We start from the raw sequence: 16,857 nt of genomic DNA, 5'->3' as shown, positions 1-16,857 counted from the left end.
CGTTCCTCCCCCTTGTCAGCCTGTCACCAGCTGGTCTTCCTCGCCCCAGATTGAATCGTAAACGATGTCGACAAGGCTCGCTCGCGTGACGATTCCGACTAAATGCCTTTGTTCATCAACGACGGGTACATATTTCATTCCGCGCTTTAAAATTTTGCGTACGGTATCACGCAGCAGTGTACCCTGCTCGACCGTATACAGATCAGAGCGTAGCACGTCGCCGACGAGGCTCGCTTTTTTCCGGTTCTGATCAATGATCTCGACATCGACATACCCTTGCAGCACATTCAGGTCATCAACGACAAGCAGGGAATCGACACGGTGCTCCCGCATCACTTGGATCGCCTGCGAAAGCGTTTTGTCCGCCGTAACGGTGACAGGCTTTTTGTTCATCATCTGCTCGACGCGCTCAATGTCCGGTCTTGATTGCAATAACCGTTCTTTGCCGATAAATTCTTCGACAAACTCATTAGCCGGATTCCGGAGAATGTCATCAGGAGTGCCGGCCTGAACGATCTCTCCCGCTTTTAAAATGACGATCCGGTCAGCCAGCTTTATTGCTTCATCCATATCGTGGGTTACAAACACAATTGTTTTATTCAATGTTCTTTGCAGTTTTTTGAATTCTTCCTGAAGGGAATCCCGTGTAATCGGGTCAAGCGCTCCGAACGGTTCATCCATAAGAATAAGAGGCGGTTCCGCTGCAAGGGCGCGCAGCACGCCGATTCTCTGCTGCTGTCCGCCGCTCAGCTCGTGAGGATAGCGGTCTAAATATTCCGGGCCCATATCGACGAGCTTCAAAAGCTCCCGCGCCCGTTCCTTCCGCTTTTGTTCCGGCCATTTCAGCAGTTTCGGCACGAGGGAAATGTTCTGCTGAATGGTCATATGAGGGAAAAGTCCGATCTGCTGAATGACGTAGCCGATTTTCCGTCTCAGCTCCACCGGGTCCTGCTCCATAATGTTTTCGCCATCGATAAAAATCTTTCCGGATGACGGCTCAATCAGTCTGTTAATCATTTTCATCGTCGTCGTTTTTCCGCAGCCGCTCGGCCCGATAAAACAAATAAACTCGCCTTTTTCGATATTTAAATCAATGCTGCTGACAGCTTTTTTTCCGCCTTTATAGACTTTCGATACATTTTCTAATCTCAGCAATCCGTGCACCTCCGAAGGGTTCCGTTATTTTTCTGAAAAGTATAATCTTTATTATAAGATGAAATTTGTAAAATAAAAAGTTTACAATGTGTTGAAATTATATACAATATACGTATTTTTTCATGTTATCCCGCTGACAATGCGGATGTTCTTACAATCGCTCCCGATAGCTCGCATATCCTGCCGCATCATCTTTTTCATCAACTGTAAAAAATATGATATATTGTCAGCATGAAAAGCCAGTGAAGGGATGATCAGCCGTGGAAAAAAACGCTCTTGATATCATCGGGCATGCTGAAGAGCATCTCATTGAGAGAATCGCCGAGAATATGCATACATTCGGAATGCCGGCCACACTTGGTCGTGTGCTCGGTATTATTTATATGAACCGCAAGCCGATGACGTTAAATGAGCTGTCAGAGGCGACCGGGATGAGCAAAACGAGGATGAGCCAGGTGGTCCGTGAAATGACTGATGCCAATCTGGCGGAAAAAGTGTTTGAAAAAGGCGTTCGCAAAGACCTTTACGACGTGGAGCGTGATTATTACCAGACGTTTATCTCCCTGTTTACGGCAAATTGGACAAAGGCGGTCAGCAAAAACAAAATGCTCTATAAAAAGCTGAACCGCGAGCTGACTGAGCTTCTGGAATCGGAAAATCTCAGTCCCGATATTGAAGAAAAAGCCCGTCAGCTTTTGGATGAACTGACGGATTGGCTCCATTATTATGACTGGCTGAGCCGTTTGATAGAATTTTTTGAGAGTGAAGAAGTGTTTCAGCATGTGCCGAAAATAGAAAAAAGCAGCACCCGAAGATAACCGGGCGCTGCTTTTTTAAGTCAGGAAACCAATATCGGGAACATGCCTTTCAGACCGGCGCCGATCATGCCGATCGCCACCACCGCCAAGATCAGCCCCATCAGTCGGGTAATGACGTTCATTTCGGTTTTCCCGAGCTTATTGCTGATGAAAGATGAATAGTGAAAGAAGATGAACGTCATCGCGATGACGGCCGCAATACCGATAAGCACGCTGATGTAATGGATGATGCCGCCATGGCCGGCCGACAGACTCATCACCGTCGCAATCGTACCGGGACCGGCAATAATCGGAATCGACAAAGGCGTCACGGATATATCGGCTTTCTCCTTGCTCTCCCCTTTCTCTTCATGATGGAGAGACTGTACATGAGATTTCTTCGCGTTCAGAAGATTATAAGCGATGCCGAAAATAAAAATGCCGCCCGCGATACGCAAGGCATGAATGTTAATGCCGAACAGTTTAAAGATCAGATGGCCGAAGATTAAAAAAGCCGCCAAGATGATAAACGACAGCACGGAAGCCTTGCGTGCGATCGCTGTCCGTTCTTTCTCCGGGTATCCTTCCGTCAGTGAAAGAAAAATCGGCACGTTTCCGATGGGATTGGAGACTGCAAACAGTGAAATGAAGACATGAATGATGAATGAAAACATGCGTACCTCCTTATGACTTGCCATTATTGAGTTATGTTTTGTTCTCCGCTGTTTCTTATGCATGATTTTTACCCCGGGGTCTGCTTTTTATAACCTCAGCCGGACGATCCGGAAAACAGAAAAAACCGTCCTTGTAAGGACGGTTTTTTTCTGTTTGCTATCTCCATAAGCCTTTTCCGAATTTCAACAGCCGATAAAGCATTTTCAATTTTTTTAGCATGCGTTAATTTCCTTTTTCACTCTGAATCAATGCGCCGAGAGACATGATATCTATCAGCTCCAATAAAATTCTACCATAATGGGTACTTTTTCTCTATTATCAATTCATAGAGAAGGTGATTTATATATCTTTAGAAAACTCCGTTACATCCGTCCTATTTTCTTTTATAATGTAAATATTGAACAAAATCCCTATATTACTTGTAAAAGGAGTTTTAGAATGTATTGTTCTCAATGCGGCCATCATACTGATGGCGGAAAATTTTGCGAAAAGTGCGGTGCGCCCCAGCCCGGGCAGGGAGGCGCAGGCCAAACACAGGGTCAGGCCGCTCAGGCCGGCGCCGCGGCTAAACAGGCTTCAAAGCAATTTGCCTTATTCGTGCTTGATGTGTTAAAGAGACCGTATCAAACATGTAAAACGACAGGCGGCGAACAGCTTGTCAGCAGCATCATCAACATGGTGCTTTTCTGCCTGGTGACGCCGATTATGTTTTATATTCTCTTATCGGACGGCTTTCGTGATGTCAGTTTTACCGCGGTTGTGATCAAACCGGCGCTTACCTTTGCATTATGCGTATTCTGCCTGTATCTCTTGATTTTTATCGCTTTGAAGGCCGGCGGCGCGCAGGTGTCATTTAAAGATTCGCTGTCCAGATTCGGAGCATTTTTGATTCCGTTTACAGCTATTTTGCTTCTTGCCCTCATTTTTATGCTGCTTCATACAACCGTTTGCTTTACCATTCTGGCTGTCGGTCTTTTAGGAGCGGCGTTTGCCGTGCCTCCGCTCATGCTGGCGAGCTATCAGCATCAGCTCACGGCTAAAGCGGATATCATTTATTCTGTTATCGTCATCTATTTGATCATTTGCGTAACGTTTCAATTCACGATCAAGCATTATATGAAAGAACTCATGAATTATTTCTTCTTTTAAAAACGGAAACCCCGCCGCCTGATTGGCGCGGGGTTTTTTTATTGAATGGATGTTAAATAAATTCTTCCGTCTTTGACAACGCCGCCATACGTCCAATTGTATGTTCTGAGCTTCGGACTGCCGCCGGCTTTCGTAATATAAAACTCCTCGTACGTATGAATCGTCAGATGAGAGCCTTTCTGTGAAAAGCTTTTGACATTCACTTCATTAAATACTTCGGTCGTGCCCTCGCTGTGCAGTTTTTTGACCAGTTTCTGCTGATCAGCATACAAAGGGCTTCCCTCTTCTAAATTGCCCGCCATGATGGCAAAATTGTTAAGGCTGACGGCGCTTGATTGATTTGTCAGGTAATCAGTCATAAACGATGTGACTTGCTCGTTTGTCACGCTGCCTGAAGCTGTATTTCCTTTGGAAAATGCCCATGCGGATGTATAGGTTTTCGGCTGGTCGTTTTTTATTTTTTTTACATTTGTCCCAGAAGAATCTGAGCCAGGGTCAGCTTTTTCGAAAACCCATTTTTTATGTTTTGTATCATATGAGAGTACATAATGAAAGCTCGGCTCAGCCTCTTCCATATCAGGCTTCGTATTCCCGTCGAAATAAGCAGACTCATGAAGCTCTTTACCCGTAACAGTTGCTTGCCAGCGGCCGTTCTCTTGAGAAATCGCAAATGAATCCAGATCAAAGCTTGTCTCTTTATACTGATCCTTCAAAAAGGTGCCGGAACTCTTCATGCCGGATACCACTTCTTTCGTCTGCTCTTTCCAGGCGGAAACAGCCTCGGTCATCTGATCGGTATTTCCGTCTGCCATCGCTTTTGTATACTGCTTCGTTGTTTTGACAATCGTGTCCATAATTGTTTGTTGTGTATCTTGATCCGGGATAAGCGTTAAGTCCACATCAGTACTGTTGATCGGAACATCGGCAGTTTTCATTTTTCCCCAAGGAAAATCAGCCTCCACGGCGGCTGTCATGGAACCGTCAGTTAAGAGCGGACCGTATGTAACGGATTTAAACGGATCTTTATGGACGGACTTGCCGTTTATCAGCAGATCGCCTTTCGCGTTTTTGAAGCTGTCTGCCGGAGTGAACGTCACATCCTCGGCGTCTAACGGCAGGTCAAAATCAACATTCCGGCTGCCGGCCGCCTCTGCCTCTTGCTTTTTGACAACGTCAACCGTGTCATTTTTAAGCTTGGCTTCCGCCGTGTAGACACCGGGTGCATACGGGCCGAAGATTTGGGTTTCATCGGCTTTTTTGACCGTACCTGTTTTCTCGCTGTTGATATAAAGATCGGCACCTTTATAATTGCTGGTGACGCGGAAATAAACCGGATCGACTTTCAGTTCGTAATGGTCAAACAATAGAAGGGTTTTACCCTCTTTTTTGACGTATACCGCATCTTTTTCTGATGAATTGCCGCGAAGCGTTGCCAGCAGTTCATCGTGTTTCTTTGCGTATGCAAGGAGCGGTTTGACATTGGTCTCATTCAGCTTCAGTTTTTTGTCTGAAGGAGTGAGCAGGGCTGCGAGCTTTTTCGTGTCCCCGTCATGAACCGCCTGTTCGAATTGATCTGTGAGCCTTTTTTCAGATGTCAGCCAGGCTCCGGTTTTATATGCGGCAATCAATAAGATCAGCGCTGCGGCAATGCCGCCCCATATGAAGAGCGTTTTTTTAGGGATCGGCTTTCTCATTTGTGAAGCAGGTTCAGCCGCTCTTACAGCCGCCTGCCGTTCAAGCCGGCTTCCTTTCCCGATCGGTTTTCCGCACTCTTTACAGAAATGCGCCTCTTCGTTGTTCTGTCGGCCGCAATACTTACAAAAAAACATGACTTTCCTCCTATTCAATCTGCAAAACTTGTATAACTTTTCCTATGTTTCATATTTTATAATAAAGTAGAATGATTTTGGAGTTATTTTGAAAAATAGCTGTCGATCATAATGGAGGAGGAGAAACGGACATGCAAAAACTGAGCATCCGAAAAGCCGCGGAGCCGGATGAAGCGCTGTATGAACTATTGCTTCTGGCCGATCCGTCGAAAGAGATTGTCGATGATTATCTTGTAAGAGGAGAATGCTATACGGCTTGGACGTCAGACGAGCTTGCAGGGGTTTACGTCTTATTGCAAACAAGGCCGAAAACGATAGAAATCGTAAACATCGCGGTAAAAGAATCGCTGCAGAACAGGGGATTCGGAAAACAGCTGGTGCGGGATGCCATTGAAAAAGCGAGACAATCGGGAGCTGACACGATTGAAATCGGCACCGGAAATTCCAGTATTCATCAGCTGTCACTCTATCAAAAATGCGGATTCCGCATTCAGGCTGTCGACCATGATTTTTTTATCAGACATTATGATGAAGACATTTTTGAAAACGGCATTCAATGCCGGGATATGATACGGCTTTATTTGGATTTATGATAAAAGGGCGCCGGCTGACATCGGCGCCCCTTCGTTTAACATTCAGACGGATTGATCCGCTTGTTTCTCTGTATTTCTTTGACTCCCTTGTCTGACTGAAAAAACAGCAAAAACGATCGTAAGGGTCAGTCCGACCGCCGCAAAAATATAATCCGCATTCATCAACAGCAGAAGCCCTGTGTAGACAGCGGCCGACAGCGGTTCACCCATTTTGACAATGGAAAAAATCAGTGCAAAGACCCTTCCGAAATATGCGGCCGGAACCGTCTTTTGGAAATACAGCACCGTTTGCACATCAATATACGAGATGATGATGCCGAGCACCAGGAAGATGATGCACTCAAACCCGTGAAGCGGAAAAAACAGCACCAAAATGAGCAGTCCCGCTGCCGTTAACGTCCGCGGGTACAGCCGGTTCAAGCGTTTTGTATTCCATTTGAAAAATACGGCCAGATTGCCCAAAAGCATCCCCGCCTGAAACATTGAATACATGACGGCAAACCATACAGAATAGTTCTGCTGAAAACGCTCCACAGCAAGAATCGGCCCCATTACTGAAATAAGACCGGCAATGACGAGATTTACGACGAAAAAGTATCCGACCGATGTCAGCCATGCCGCATTTCCTTTCAGCATTCTGTAACCGGCTTTTACACCTTCAGCCCCGTTGCTTTTTTCATTGGGCTGTTCTGAAATACGAATGAACGCGATAAATGCCGCGGAGATAAAAAAAGCAGTTCCGTTTATGGCAAACAGCAGCCCGAACGGAATAGCCGCAATCATGATCCCGCTGATCAATTTTCCGACGATGAGTCCGATCAAGTCACTCGTATTGATCAAAGATGTCGCCTGATCAAGATGCTGTTTGCGGACGAGCAGCGGAATGATCGCGACTTTCGCCGGCGCAAACAGCATCGATTGCAGAGATAGACAAAAGGCGCACACCCCGGCTATCCACACGGTTAATAAATCGTTCGCGCTGAGCACCGCCAAGAGGATCATGATGACGGCCCGGCCCGTATTGCACAAATACAAGATCGACTTTTTTCGGAATAAATCAATCAGCGGTCCCGCCAGCACGCCAAATGTCAACGGCACGAGTTCGATAAAAGAAATAACGCCGACAAGAATTTTGCTGCCGGTCAATTCCAGCACTAACAGCGGCAGTGCAATAAGCCAGATCCCGTCCGCCGCTGAAGAAAACACCTGCGCACACCAAAGCTTTGCATAGTTCGGTGTTCGATATGTCATATCAGGCCCTTTTTTGATCCTCGGCATCAGAAACACCGCCGAACCATTCCAGCGTTCTCCATGATTCCCGTCTTTCCGTATAATCCTCTTCCATCACCTCAAATACAATGCCGGTATCTTGATTCCGATAAAGCTCCTGCAAAGTATCTGCAGCCCGTCTCAGCACCTCCTCAGCGATCGTCCCTTCACTCGGATGGCGGCCCTCAAAACAGCGGACGCCGCCATGCGGGAACGCAAGCTGGCGAAATGAGCTGAAGTGATAATGTTTAATGCTCTCTTTTATCGAGAGAAACTGAAAGAAATCCGGGTATCTCAGCTGGTCATTTCTGAACATAAGCGCGGAAGACAAGTGAGTCTGATAGGTAATCGCCCAATGGCACAGATCCCACGTAATACCGACATGCTTCAGATCCAGCTGAACCAGCTCTGTAAAATCCTCAGGATAAATGAAAATCGGATCAAAATCCTCTCCCAGATTTCCGATGATCGGAAGGTTTTCCACACCTATCCAAATGTCCGTCCCTTTCAGCTGCTCATCAAACTCCGCGAAAAATTCAATGATTTTTTTACGGTTTCCTTCCAGGTCATAGACTTGAAATTCCTCAACCGTCATAAATTGATTCGCATGAACGGTTATGCCTTTGGCGCCGTATTTCACAGCGAGCTCTGCAAAGTGATAAAGCTGTTTTTTGATGTGATCTTCATGCACATAATCGGCATGATCTGTCGGGAAATGCAGCGTTAATAATGAAGGATCAAGCTGTTTTGCATATTCCAGCGTCTGATTGAATGTTTTGAGATAATCCGCTTCACTAAAGGAGCGGCCGTCAAAAATATTCGCTTCCAGACCGTATCCCGCTTCCACCCATTTCTCATCGATTTGCTTCGGATCAAGTCCGAAAAACGGAATTTGAGCAATCATAGGACAGTCACCATGTTCCTCTCACAAGCATAAACGCTTCCGCAGCGGAAAAACCCGATTTTGCTCCCCATACACGGGCATTTTGTTCAATCGCCTGCAAAGAACGGGGATGAGGGAAGTCCCTGAGCTCGGAGCCGTAACACGCCATCGATTTCAATTTCGTTTTAAGTTCAGCTTCAATATTAACGAAGAAGTTGGCATGAAACTGATCCTTCTGACAGTAATTCCATTCCGTCGAAGACAATGTTTCATAGGCAAAAACCCGTTTTACCGTATGGCCGGGAAGCGGACGGGTTGCGGTCATGACCGCTCTGAATACAACGGAGTGGTCAATATTAATGTCACCGCCGTACTGGGTATACACAATGTCAGGCTGAAAACGATTGATTTGTTTCTCCGCTTCCTTCACGACATCCAGCAAATCCATTGAATCCATTCTGTTATCAGGAAGGTTCAGCCTGACAAAATCATGGATGCCCAAAGTGCTGAGCGCTTGTTCCGTTTCTTGAGCAGAATGCTGCATAATGGACTCTTCAGGCTTCTCATAATCCGTTTTTCTTGATGACTTGCCTTCCGCCATAATGACTGCCGACACGCTGTCACCTTGGCGGACATGTTTGGCGAGCGTGCCGCCGACGCCGATAATTTCATCGTCGGGATGCGCTGCAAATACCATTACTTTCATCATATTGCCCTCCTTTAACTAACATTTCAGCTGTATCCGCTCCGCAGTTCATCAGCATATCAAGCATGGAGAGGTGAGGGATATGCTCCCCGAATAATTGAGGATAGTCAAAATGCCGGATCTGCTGATACTCAATGACAATTCCGTTTCTTTCAAAATCGCTTTCTATTAAATAGTCGGAACCCTGACTGCCTGAATAATAACGATCCGCCCCCAGCTCCCGACAAAGCGCTAAAACAAAATCGCTTTTTTTCTCCTTCCGGCATTCAAGCTCAGAGACATAACAGAGCGGCGTTTCAATTCGGAGCTCTTTTCGGAAAAATTCAATGATGTGCATATTCAAATCATGGAGATATTCCCACTCCCTCTGATAGACATCTTGAAAAAATTGCTGGTATCGCTCAAAATAGGGAGCTTTCGCATAGTTCATTTTAATCGCCATCCAATGTTTTTTCCGCCAATCCTGTGTCTGGTCGATTTTCATATGCCGAAGCTCTATGTCTTTATATTGTTTCATCTGCAAAGGCACCGTCAGCCATCTGGGACCCTGCGGCGTTTTGATTCTGTTGCGGTTCAGAAATCCTTTTTTCTCAAATTGAGCCGTGTCATGAATGGCAAACAGATCCGACTTATACATTTTTTCAAAAAAACCGTACCACGGCAGATAACTGGATTGATGGCCGCTTATTGTTTTCATTCCGGTTTCGTAAAAAGTCGGCATTGTTTTTCTTCAGCTCCCCAATATCGTTTCGGTCTTGCGATTTCTTTACTGTGTGAATAGCCAAAATCAGCCCATTGAAGCTTGCGGCTGATGGCGAATTGCAAAGCGTCACGCATCAACAAGTAAGAGGCCTGCGCTTTTTTTCCCGCCAGGCTGTTTACATTCTGCCAATAATAGAAGTGAGAGCGGTCATAGAGAAAAATACTGCTGCTGATCAGCGTCTCATCCTGATATGCTCCGACCCAAAACATCCGGTCCCCAAACGTGTCAAGCAGTTTTTGGAAAAATCCCTGGCTCAGCACATAAGCCGCGCCGATTGCCGCCGTATGCTCCTTGTAGAGGTCGTAAAATGATTCAAGTTCTTGTCGCCCGATCAGCCTGGTGACAATATTCTCTTTTTCAGCGTATCTGACTGCCGTCCGGGCTTTTCCGGAGATGCCCGTCCAAAGTTCGTCAAACGTGTCCGGAAGCGTAAGAATCCGTGTCGCCTTTTCCGTCCACCCTTCCCCGATTTCTTCTGTAAAAGAAGTCTGACCGTACGGCAGCAGCATCCGGGATATGTTCCGGCCGAATATGGCCTCGATTTCACTTTGAAGCCATTCAAATGAGATGGGGCGATCTGAAATAACGCCGCCGTATCCGATCATATTGCCGGATAATACGCCCTTCTGTTCAAAAAGCGGAAGATAGATGACCTGTCCTCCGTCCGTTGTCAGTCTGACAGGGTGAAATGACGTGCCGGGAAGCTCTTCCATGAGAATTCCCCAATCATAGCTTTGAAACAACCCCGCCTGATACATGTCAGCGGCCCGATCCCATGCCTGGCGGCTCGTGCATACTGCTGTTTTTTGCATTGTTATCACCACTATTCAGTCTTATTCTGTTGCTCACAATATGATAAAACGGATTCGGCTACATATCTGACTTGCTCCTTTTGAAGAGGAGGTTTAAACGGCAGAGAAAGAACTCTTTTCCAAAGCGGATCTTCCCCTTCTTCCGCCGCATATGTTTCATAAATCGGAATACGTTCGAGGGGAAGATAGTTCCAGCATGTTTGGATGCCTCTTTCGGCTAAATAAACGGAACACCCGTACCGCTCTTCATCCCGGGGGAATACAATCGTTAAATAATTCAGATGTTCTCCTTCCTGAGGCTGGATCATCTTTATGCCGTACGTCTCTTCCGCCTTTATAAAGATTTCTCCCGCCGTCTCTAAGTTTCGAATGGAAGCTGTTACAAGCTGATCCATACGTGAAAGCTGATCTTCAATAATGGCTTCCCTTGCCGGATGCATGCGAAGCACCGGTACAACAGCCGGTTTATCCGGCAGAGCTTCGAGCTTAGTGGCTTTCATGGAAGGCATGACGCCCGCTTTTCTATAAATATATGAAAGGGGATGATGCCGTTTCCGTTTCATAACAGCCTGTATTCTTTGATTTCTGATATAGGATCGATAGTCATTTGCTACTCGGCCGCGCCGTTCCATCGGGGGAGCTGCATTTTGCTTCAGCAATTCTTTCGGCGCGATTAACGCGCCGCCTCCGATACTCGCAAGCGGTTTTGACGGGCCAAAGCTTAAAATGCCGAAATCGCCCAGACCGCCGGCATATGTATCCGCTTGTTTTGTAAACATAGCTTGAGCGGCATCATCAATGACAAAAATACCGTGTTCCTTCGCCCAGTCAATGATGGCGGTATTTTCTCTCCGGCCGTATACATGCGTGAGGATAACCGCACACGTCTGCCGCGTCGCTTTTTTTTTGACATCCTCAAACGATAAAGAAAGATGCTCATCCAGCTGCGCAAAAACAGGCGTTGCACCGGATTGCACTACGGCATCAATGACATTCGGGCAGCTGAAGGATGAGAAAATCACTTCTTTCCCCGGCCCGGCTCCCGAATAAGTTAAGGCGAGCACCAGTGCCGCACTGCCGCTGGAGGTCAGTACAACCCCTTTTCCGTACCGTTTTTCCAGCTTTTCAGTCAGTCCGCTTTGTCCGGCAGTAAGCAAGTGCTTCACCGCGCGCAGACGGCCCCTGACGGAAAGCTGTCCGGGATAAACGGGATATTTGACCACTTCCGGGTTTTTAGGAAAGTGAAAGTTTGTGCTTTTGTCTTTCATCTTTTATGATCTCCAGGCCTTCATTCAGACTTACTTTCGGAGCGTAACCGAGTAAACGTTTCGCCTTCTCGATTGACGGCGCCCGTTTAAAAATCTCGATGTCTTTTCCCCTCACGCCGTCTTCGCCCAGCTTTTTAAACAGATAGTTATCCTTCTCTCTGCCAGAGAGCACATTAACTTTTTCAGCCAGTTCTTTTATCGTGATCGGCTGGTCGTTCCCGATATTGAAGTCTTCAAAGACGGCTCCTTCATGAATGAGCGCGAGATAAGTTCCGGTGACGATATCACTGATGTAGCTGAAGCAGCGTATTTGTCCGCCGTCCCCGTAAAGAGGCAGCTCAGAGCCATTCTCGGCCAGGCTGAAAAACTTGTTGATGACAAAATCCTCGCGCTGTTTCGGCCCGTATACATTAAAGTACCGGACGACCCGAATATGAAGCTCGTCGGAAGCCTGTTCTCTCAAATATTCCTCTGATTGCAGTTTGGCTTTTCCGTAAGCCGATTTCGGAAGCTTTCGGCTTGTCTCGGTATAAGGAAAATCCGGTGAATCGCCGAATACTTCTGAGCTCGATGAGAAAAGAAGTGTTCTGATTCCCAATTCACCGCATACCTCGGTGACATTTTTCGTTCCTTCAAAATTGACCCGTATGACGTCTTCTTCATTGCTTCGGCAGCTGTCTACACCGACCATTGCCGCCAAATGGACAACCGCATCCGCTCCCCGCAGTGATTCGCGGAGGGACGTCCGGTCAAGGATATCCGTTTGGCGGTATTCAGTGTCAAAATCGGGCTTCTTTTGGTCTGCAATAATGGTGTGATAACCTTTAGCCTGTAATAATGCCGCCAATTCGCTTCCGATAAAACCGGCTCCTCCGATAATCGCAATATGTTTCATGATCCTACCTCCTGGCTGATAGTCAAAACTTCTTTTATAGACTTGACAATATAGCTGCAATCCTCATCTGATAACTGGCTGTAAAGAGGCAGTGACACGATCTCCCGGAAAACACGTTCAGTAACCGGAAGCTCGGCAGGAAAATGTTTTTGATAGTAAGGATGCATATGCACGGGAATAAAGTGCACGCTCAGCCCGATTTGTTTTTCTTTCATTTTCTCAATAAACAGATCTCTGTCCATGCCGCCGTTCTCTCGGATCCGCAAAATGAATAAATGCCATGAGTGCGTTATGCCGTTTGGAATGTCAGAAAGCGGAAGCGCTGCTTTGTCAGATTGGCCCGACAGTTCACGTACATAAAATTGAGCGATCTGTGCCCGTTTTTCTTGAATTTCGTTTGCACGCTTCAATTGAACCAGACCGAGCGCGGCCTGAATATCCGTCATATTATATTTAAAGCCCGGCAGTAACACGTCGTATCTCCAGCTGCCTTTTTCACCGTACCGGTTCCAGGCATTTTTTGTGATGCCGTGCCAGCCGTACAGCCTCGCTCTTTCTGCGGCCTGTTCGTCTTTCATGACGAGTGCTCCGCCTTCCCCCGTTGTAATATTTTTGGTGGCATAAAAGCTGAAGCACACGGCATCTCCATGAGTGCCGATCATGCTTCCGTTATATTTTGTACCGAGCGCATGAGCGGCGTCTTCAATCAGATACAATCCGTTTTCTTTACAAATGGACTGCAAGTTTTCCAGATCAGCCGGATAGCCGGCAAAATGAACCGCAATTACCGCTTTTGTGCGCGGCGTTATTTTCTTCCTGACATCTTCAGGATCGGCACATAGACTTTTCTCGCATATATCCGCAAACACAGGAACGGCTCCGGCGTGCAGGATGACATTGACGCTGGAACAGAACGTGAAGCTCGGCACGATGACTTCATCGCCTTCTCCCACACCGAGCGCCAATAAAGCCATGTGTAATGCAGCGGTTCCTGAATTACAGCTGATGACGTGTTCGGCTCCAATACATTCTCCCAGCTTTTTTTCAAAATCGATTACCTTCGGGCCTTTCGAAATCCAGCCCGACTGAATCGTTTCGGTTACGCTTGCGATTTCTTCGTTTGTCATATCAGGTCTGTGAAAAGAGATAAATCGATTACTAATGACCGTTCCCTCCTATAAAGTGACAACTCTGCAATTGTCGGCTGATTTTTCCCTGCATACATTTCTTGTGTCAAAGATAATCGGTGAGGCATCCTTCAAAATACTGTAGTCGATTACATCGTGATCTGTATGAATGATGATGACGTCGTACTGATTGATTTGTTCTCTTGTGAAAGGGACAGATTGTTTGCGGCTTCCGTCATTCAAGCGGATCTCGCTGATAAACGGATCATGATAATCAATCGCGCATCCCTTGTCCATCAATTCTTCCATTATCGTAAACACTGAGGATTCACGCGGGTCATTTGTATTTTTTTTATAAGCGGCCCCTATTATTAAGATGCTGCATTTGTCTTTGCCCGCCAGTTTCAAAGCATAGTCAGAGACAGAAATCGGCATGTTAGAATTGATTTCGTCCGCCAGATCAATTAATTTTGTCTGCAGTCCTTTTTCATTCGCGATCCATTTGAAGTAAAAAGGATCAATCGGGATACAATGGCCTCCGACTCCGGGGCCAGGGATAAATTTTTGAAAGCCGAACGGCTTCGTGTCCGCCGCGCAGATGACTTCCCATATATCAATATCGAGTTCACGGCAATTAAGCGCCATTTCATTGATAAGAGCTATATTGACATAACGATAAGTATTCTCTAGGAGTTTAGCTGTTTCAGCTACTTCGGGTGAGGTGACCGGGTGAATGCTTGTAACAATGGTGTTGTAAAACGCTGAGGCAAGTTCTGTGCAAGTCTGTGTGGTTCCGCCGACTACTTTAGGAATATCTGAAACTTCATATTGCCTGTTGCCCGGATCGATTCTTTCCGGAGAATAAGCCGTAAAAAAGTCTGTTCCTATTTTCATGCCGCGGCTTGATGCCATTCTGTCGGCAATCTTTTTTTTCGTTGTTCCGGGATAGGTGGTGCTTTCTAAAATTAAAAGCTGATGCTGCCTTCCATAAGCGATCATGCTGTCAACTGCACTGTCGATGTAGGTTAAATCGGGGATCTTGTCTTTTTTGTTCAGGGGTGTCGGCACACATATCACAATGATGTCACATTTTTGGATGAGCGACATGTCGGCGCTGATTTGAAAGCGTTTTGTTTGTAAAGCCGAGTTCAGTCTGCCGTCCTCTATATCTTGAATATGGCTGCTTCCGGCGGCTAACAAGGAAACCTTTTCACTGTTTTTGTCGAATCCGATCACATTGTATCCTTTATCGACACATTCCAGCGCAAGAGGAAATCCCACATATCCCATGCCTAACACGCCTACTATCGCCTGCTTCGTTTCAATCAGATGTAACAGCCGTTTTTGACCAAGGTTGCTGGCTTCTTTTGTGACAGTATTCATTTTTCGCCCCCTAATAGATAGAAAAGAGTATTGTTTTTTACAATTTAAAACAAATATCGATCGATATCGCAATTATAACAAAAGTTAAAATTTGATAAATGAGTTTTACATCCTTTTGTGAATTAGGTATTATCTATTTATTTTTCTTTTATTTGTAAAATAAAATCCTGTTAAATGGTATATATCTGGTAACGAGTGAGAAAATCTCCCTTAATTGGTAGAATATACAGAAAATAATATAAAAAACAGGCCGAAGCCTGTTTTTTATTCTTTCATTGCCTCAGTTACTGCTGCGGAAACGAGTGCCCCAGCTTTCTCTAGCCGTTCTTTGCTGATGTGTTTCATATTATCATTTTCGGTGTGGTACCAGGGCCCCGGCTCCTGTGTATCGGGGCTGAGCCAAATCCAGTTAGCCGACGGAATCCCCGCTTCATAAAAAGAGACATGGTCTGAGTAACCGAGCTGAATCAGGTTTGGCTTGACCAACCGGGATTTTTCAGCGGCTTTTTCAGCGTACCGGACACTCGGGTTTTCCCTGCCGTCAGGAGTCGTGACACACATTTGACTCGCTTCTTCCCAGTCAGTCGCAATCATATCGGCATTAAAATTGGCCTGGCTGTGCTTTCTTTCATTGTTCGTGAGTGTACTGACGTAATAAGATGAACCCGCAGACCATAATTCTTCTGCACCGAACAGGATAAAGCGGATCTCTTTGTCTTTCGGTATGTGTGTCCATTGCTTGCTGATTTCCAGAACGGCAGATGTGCCTGAGGCGTTATCATCCGCTCCGGGCGCGCCTTTTACGCTGTCATAATGCGCTGTGACATAAATAATATCAGCATCAGAAGGGTTGGCCTGTGCCGCTTTGCGCGTTCCTATGATATTTTGTGAGGTGCGGTTTTTATAGTTTTTAAATTGAATGACTGCCTGCTTTTCCTGCAGCAATGCTTCACCGTCTTCTTTTTTCATACCCGCCGCCGGTATCGTGATTCCTTTATCGGTATGCGGACGGACGGCGAGCGGTTTTGTTGTCTGATTATAAATAATGACTGCTTTGGCTCCCGCTTGTTCGGCATGTTTGATCTTTTGAGAAACGGGGATCTTTCCTTCGCGTATCACTGCAATCTTTCCTTTGGCTCCTGTTACGTCATTGCGTGATCCGCAGCCGCCGTCAAAAATCCCGCCTTCTATTTTGAGCTCTTTTTCAACAGCGGATTGATCAGCGGAACGGAGCGGGAATTCATGATCTCCCGCTGTGACTGAACCTGAATAGTACTTTTTCAATGGAAATGACTGTACTTTGACACTGGCGCCCTGAGCCCGCAGGCGATTCGATATGTATTCAGCCGCTTCCTTTTCTTTCGCAGTTCCGGTTTCCCGCGGTCCGATGGTTTCACTCAGATCATGCATAGTGTCCAATGCCTCATCAGCATCAAAAACCGGGGCGGTCACAGTTGAATAAGCATGAGTTTCGGACAGCGGCCCGGCAGATGCGCCCCATATGACGCTTGCTGCCACCGCGGCTGACATAAATGAAAATTTCATCATAATCC

At 46.3% G+C, this 16,857-nt stretch carries 16 protein-coding genes; 3 read left to right on the top strand and 13 right to left on the bottom strand.

The annotated features are described in order from the left end of the window. Positions 1-15: 15 nt before the first annotated feature. Positions 16-1,155 carry an osmoprotectant ABC transporter ATP-binding protein OpuCA gene (opuCA, locus tag ACWJJX_RS08520; protein WP_062623563.1) on the bottom strand — a complete coding sequence of 380 codons (1,140 nt, stop codon included), beginning with the start codon at positions 1,153-1,155 and terminating at the stop codon, positions 16-18. Positions 1,156-1,415: 260 nt separating this feature from the next. Between opuCA and ACWJJX_RS08515 the strand changes: the two genes are divergently transcribed. Next, complete coding sequence (locus ACWJJX_RS08515; RefSeq protein WP_014418904.1) at positions 1,416-1,973, top strand: GbsR/MarR family transcriptional regulator; 558 nt, start codon at positions 1,416-1,418, stop codon at positions 1,971-1,973. A gap of 20 nt (positions 1,974-1,993) precedes the next feature. On the opposite strand, the gene ACWJJX_RS08510 is transcribed toward ACWJJX_RS08515, so the two are convergent. Beyond that, the gene (locus tag ACWJJX_RS08510) at positions 1,994-2,626 is read right to left on the bottom strand and encodes an NAAT family transporter (RefSeq protein WP_070082389.1); all 633 of its coding nucleotides are present in this window, start codon (positions 2,624-2,626) and stop codon (positions 1,994-1,996) included. A 439-nt stretch (positions 2,627-3,065) separates the two neighbouring features. Between ACWJJX_RS08510 and ACWJJX_RS08505 the strand changes: the two genes are divergently transcribed. Beyond that, positions 3,066-3,776: a hypothetical protein gene (locus ACWJJX_RS08505; RefSeq protein WP_015387695.1), complete on the top strand. Its 711-nt coding sequence runs from the start codon at positions 3,066-3,068 to the stop codon at positions 3,774-3,776. A 38-nt stretch (positions 3,777-3,814) separates the two neighbouring features. Here the strand turns inward: ACWJJX_RS08505 and ACWJJX_RS08500 are convergent, their stop codons facing one another. After that, positions 3,815-5,605, bottom strand: coding sequence for a zinc ribbon domain-containing protein (locus ACWJJX_RS08500; RefSeq protein ID WP_454022899.1), 1,791 nt, complete (start codon positions 5,603-5,605; stop codon positions 3,815-3,817). Positions 5,606-5,736: 131 nt separating this feature from the next. Here ACWJJX_RS08500 and ACWJJX_RS08495 point away from each other — a divergent pair, with 131 nt between their 5' ends. Next, a complete protein-coding gene (locus ACWJJX_RS08495; RefSeq protein ID WP_007409969.1) occupies positions 5,737-6,198 on the top strand; it encodes a GNAT family N-acetyltransferase in 462 nt (153 codons plus the stop codon). Between the two features lie 42 nt (positions 6,199-6,240). On the opposite strand, the gene ACWJJX_RS08490 is transcribed toward ACWJJX_RS08495, so the two are convergent. From ACWJJX_RS08490 to ACWJJX_RS08445, 10 genes are all read right to left on the bottom strand, one after another. After that, the gene (locus ACWJJX_RS08490) at positions 6,241-7,476 is read right to left on the bottom strand and encodes an MFS transporter (RefSeq protein WP_070082392.1); all 1,236 of its coding nucleotides are present in this window, start codon (positions 7,474-7,476) and stop codon (positions 6,241-6,243) included. Then, positions 7,451-8,371, bottom strand: coding sequence for a sugar phosphate isomerase/epimerase family protein (locus ACWJJX_RS08485; protein WP_070082393.1), 921 nt, complete (start codon positions 8,369-8,371; stop codon positions 7,451-7,453). The genes ACWJJX_RS08490 and ACWJJX_RS08485 overlap by 26 nt, the downstream gene beginning before the upstream one ends. Before the next feature lie 7 nt (positions 8,372-8,378). After that, on the bottom strand, positions 8,379-9,056 hold the full coding sequence (locus ACWJJX_RS08480) for a PIG-L deacetylase family protein (protein ID WP_454022898.1): 678 nt from the start codon (positions 9,054-9,056) through the stop codon (positions 8,379-8,381). Continuing rightward, on the bottom strand, positions 9,019-9,777 hold the full coding sequence (locus ACWJJX_RS08475; protein WP_070082395.1) for a WbqC family protein: 759 nt from the start codon (positions 9,775-9,777) through the stop codon (positions 9,019-9,021). The genes ACWJJX_RS08480 and ACWJJX_RS08475 overlap by 38 nt, the downstream gene beginning before the upstream one ends. Next, the gene (locus ACWJJX_RS08470) at positions 9,750-10,631 is read right to left on the bottom strand and encodes a GNAT family N-acetyltransferase (protein WP_003151632.1); all 882 of its coding nucleotides are present in this window, start codon (positions 10,629-10,631) and stop codon (positions 9,750-9,752) included. The genes ACWJJX_RS08475 and ACWJJX_RS08470 overlap by 28 nt, the downstream gene beginning before the upstream one ends. 11 nt (positions 10,632-10,642) lie before the next feature. Further along, positions 10,643-11,899: an aminotransferase class V-fold PLP-dependent enzyme gene (locus ACWJJX_RS08465; protein ID WP_070082396.1), complete on the bottom strand. Its 1,257-nt coding sequence runs from the start codon at positions 11,897-11,899 to the stop codon at positions 10,643-10,645. Continuing rightward, entirely contained in the window at positions 11,865-12,794 is a 930-nt protein-coding gene (locus ACWJJX_RS08460) for an NAD-dependent epimerase/dehydratase family protein (RefSeq protein ID WP_167860432.1), read from the bottom strand. The genes ACWJJX_RS08465 and ACWJJX_RS08460 overlap by 35 nt, the downstream gene beginning before the upstream one ends. Then, positions 12,791-13,921: a DegT/DnrJ/EryC1/StrS family aminotransferase gene (locus ACWJJX_RS08455; protein ID WP_014305849.1), complete on the bottom strand. Its 1,131-nt coding sequence runs from the start codon at positions 13,919-13,921 to the stop codon at positions 12,791-12,793. Before ACWJJX_RS08455 ends, ACWJJX_RS08460 begins: the two co-directional genes overlap by 4 nt. A gap of 48 nt (positions 13,922-13,969) precedes the next feature. Beyond that, positions 13,970-15,304, bottom strand: coding sequence for a nucleotide sugar dehydrogenase (locus ACWJJX_RS08450; protein ID WP_070082399.1), 1,335 nt, complete (start codon positions 15,302-15,304; stop codon positions 13,970-13,972). Positions 15,305-15,568: 264 nt separating this feature from the next. Then, the gene (locus ACWJJX_RS08445; RefSeq protein ID WP_454022897.1) at positions 15,569-16,849 is read right to left on the bottom strand and encodes a M28 family peptidase; all 1,281 of its coding nucleotides are present in this window, start codon (positions 16,847-16,849) and stop codon (positions 15,569-15,571) included. Positions 16,850-16,857 lie beyond the last annotated feature (8 nt).

This window comes from Bacillus sp. YH3-2-B2, from assembly GCF_053663335.1.
This window is presented reverse-complemented; position numbering and strand designations above follow the sequence as displayed.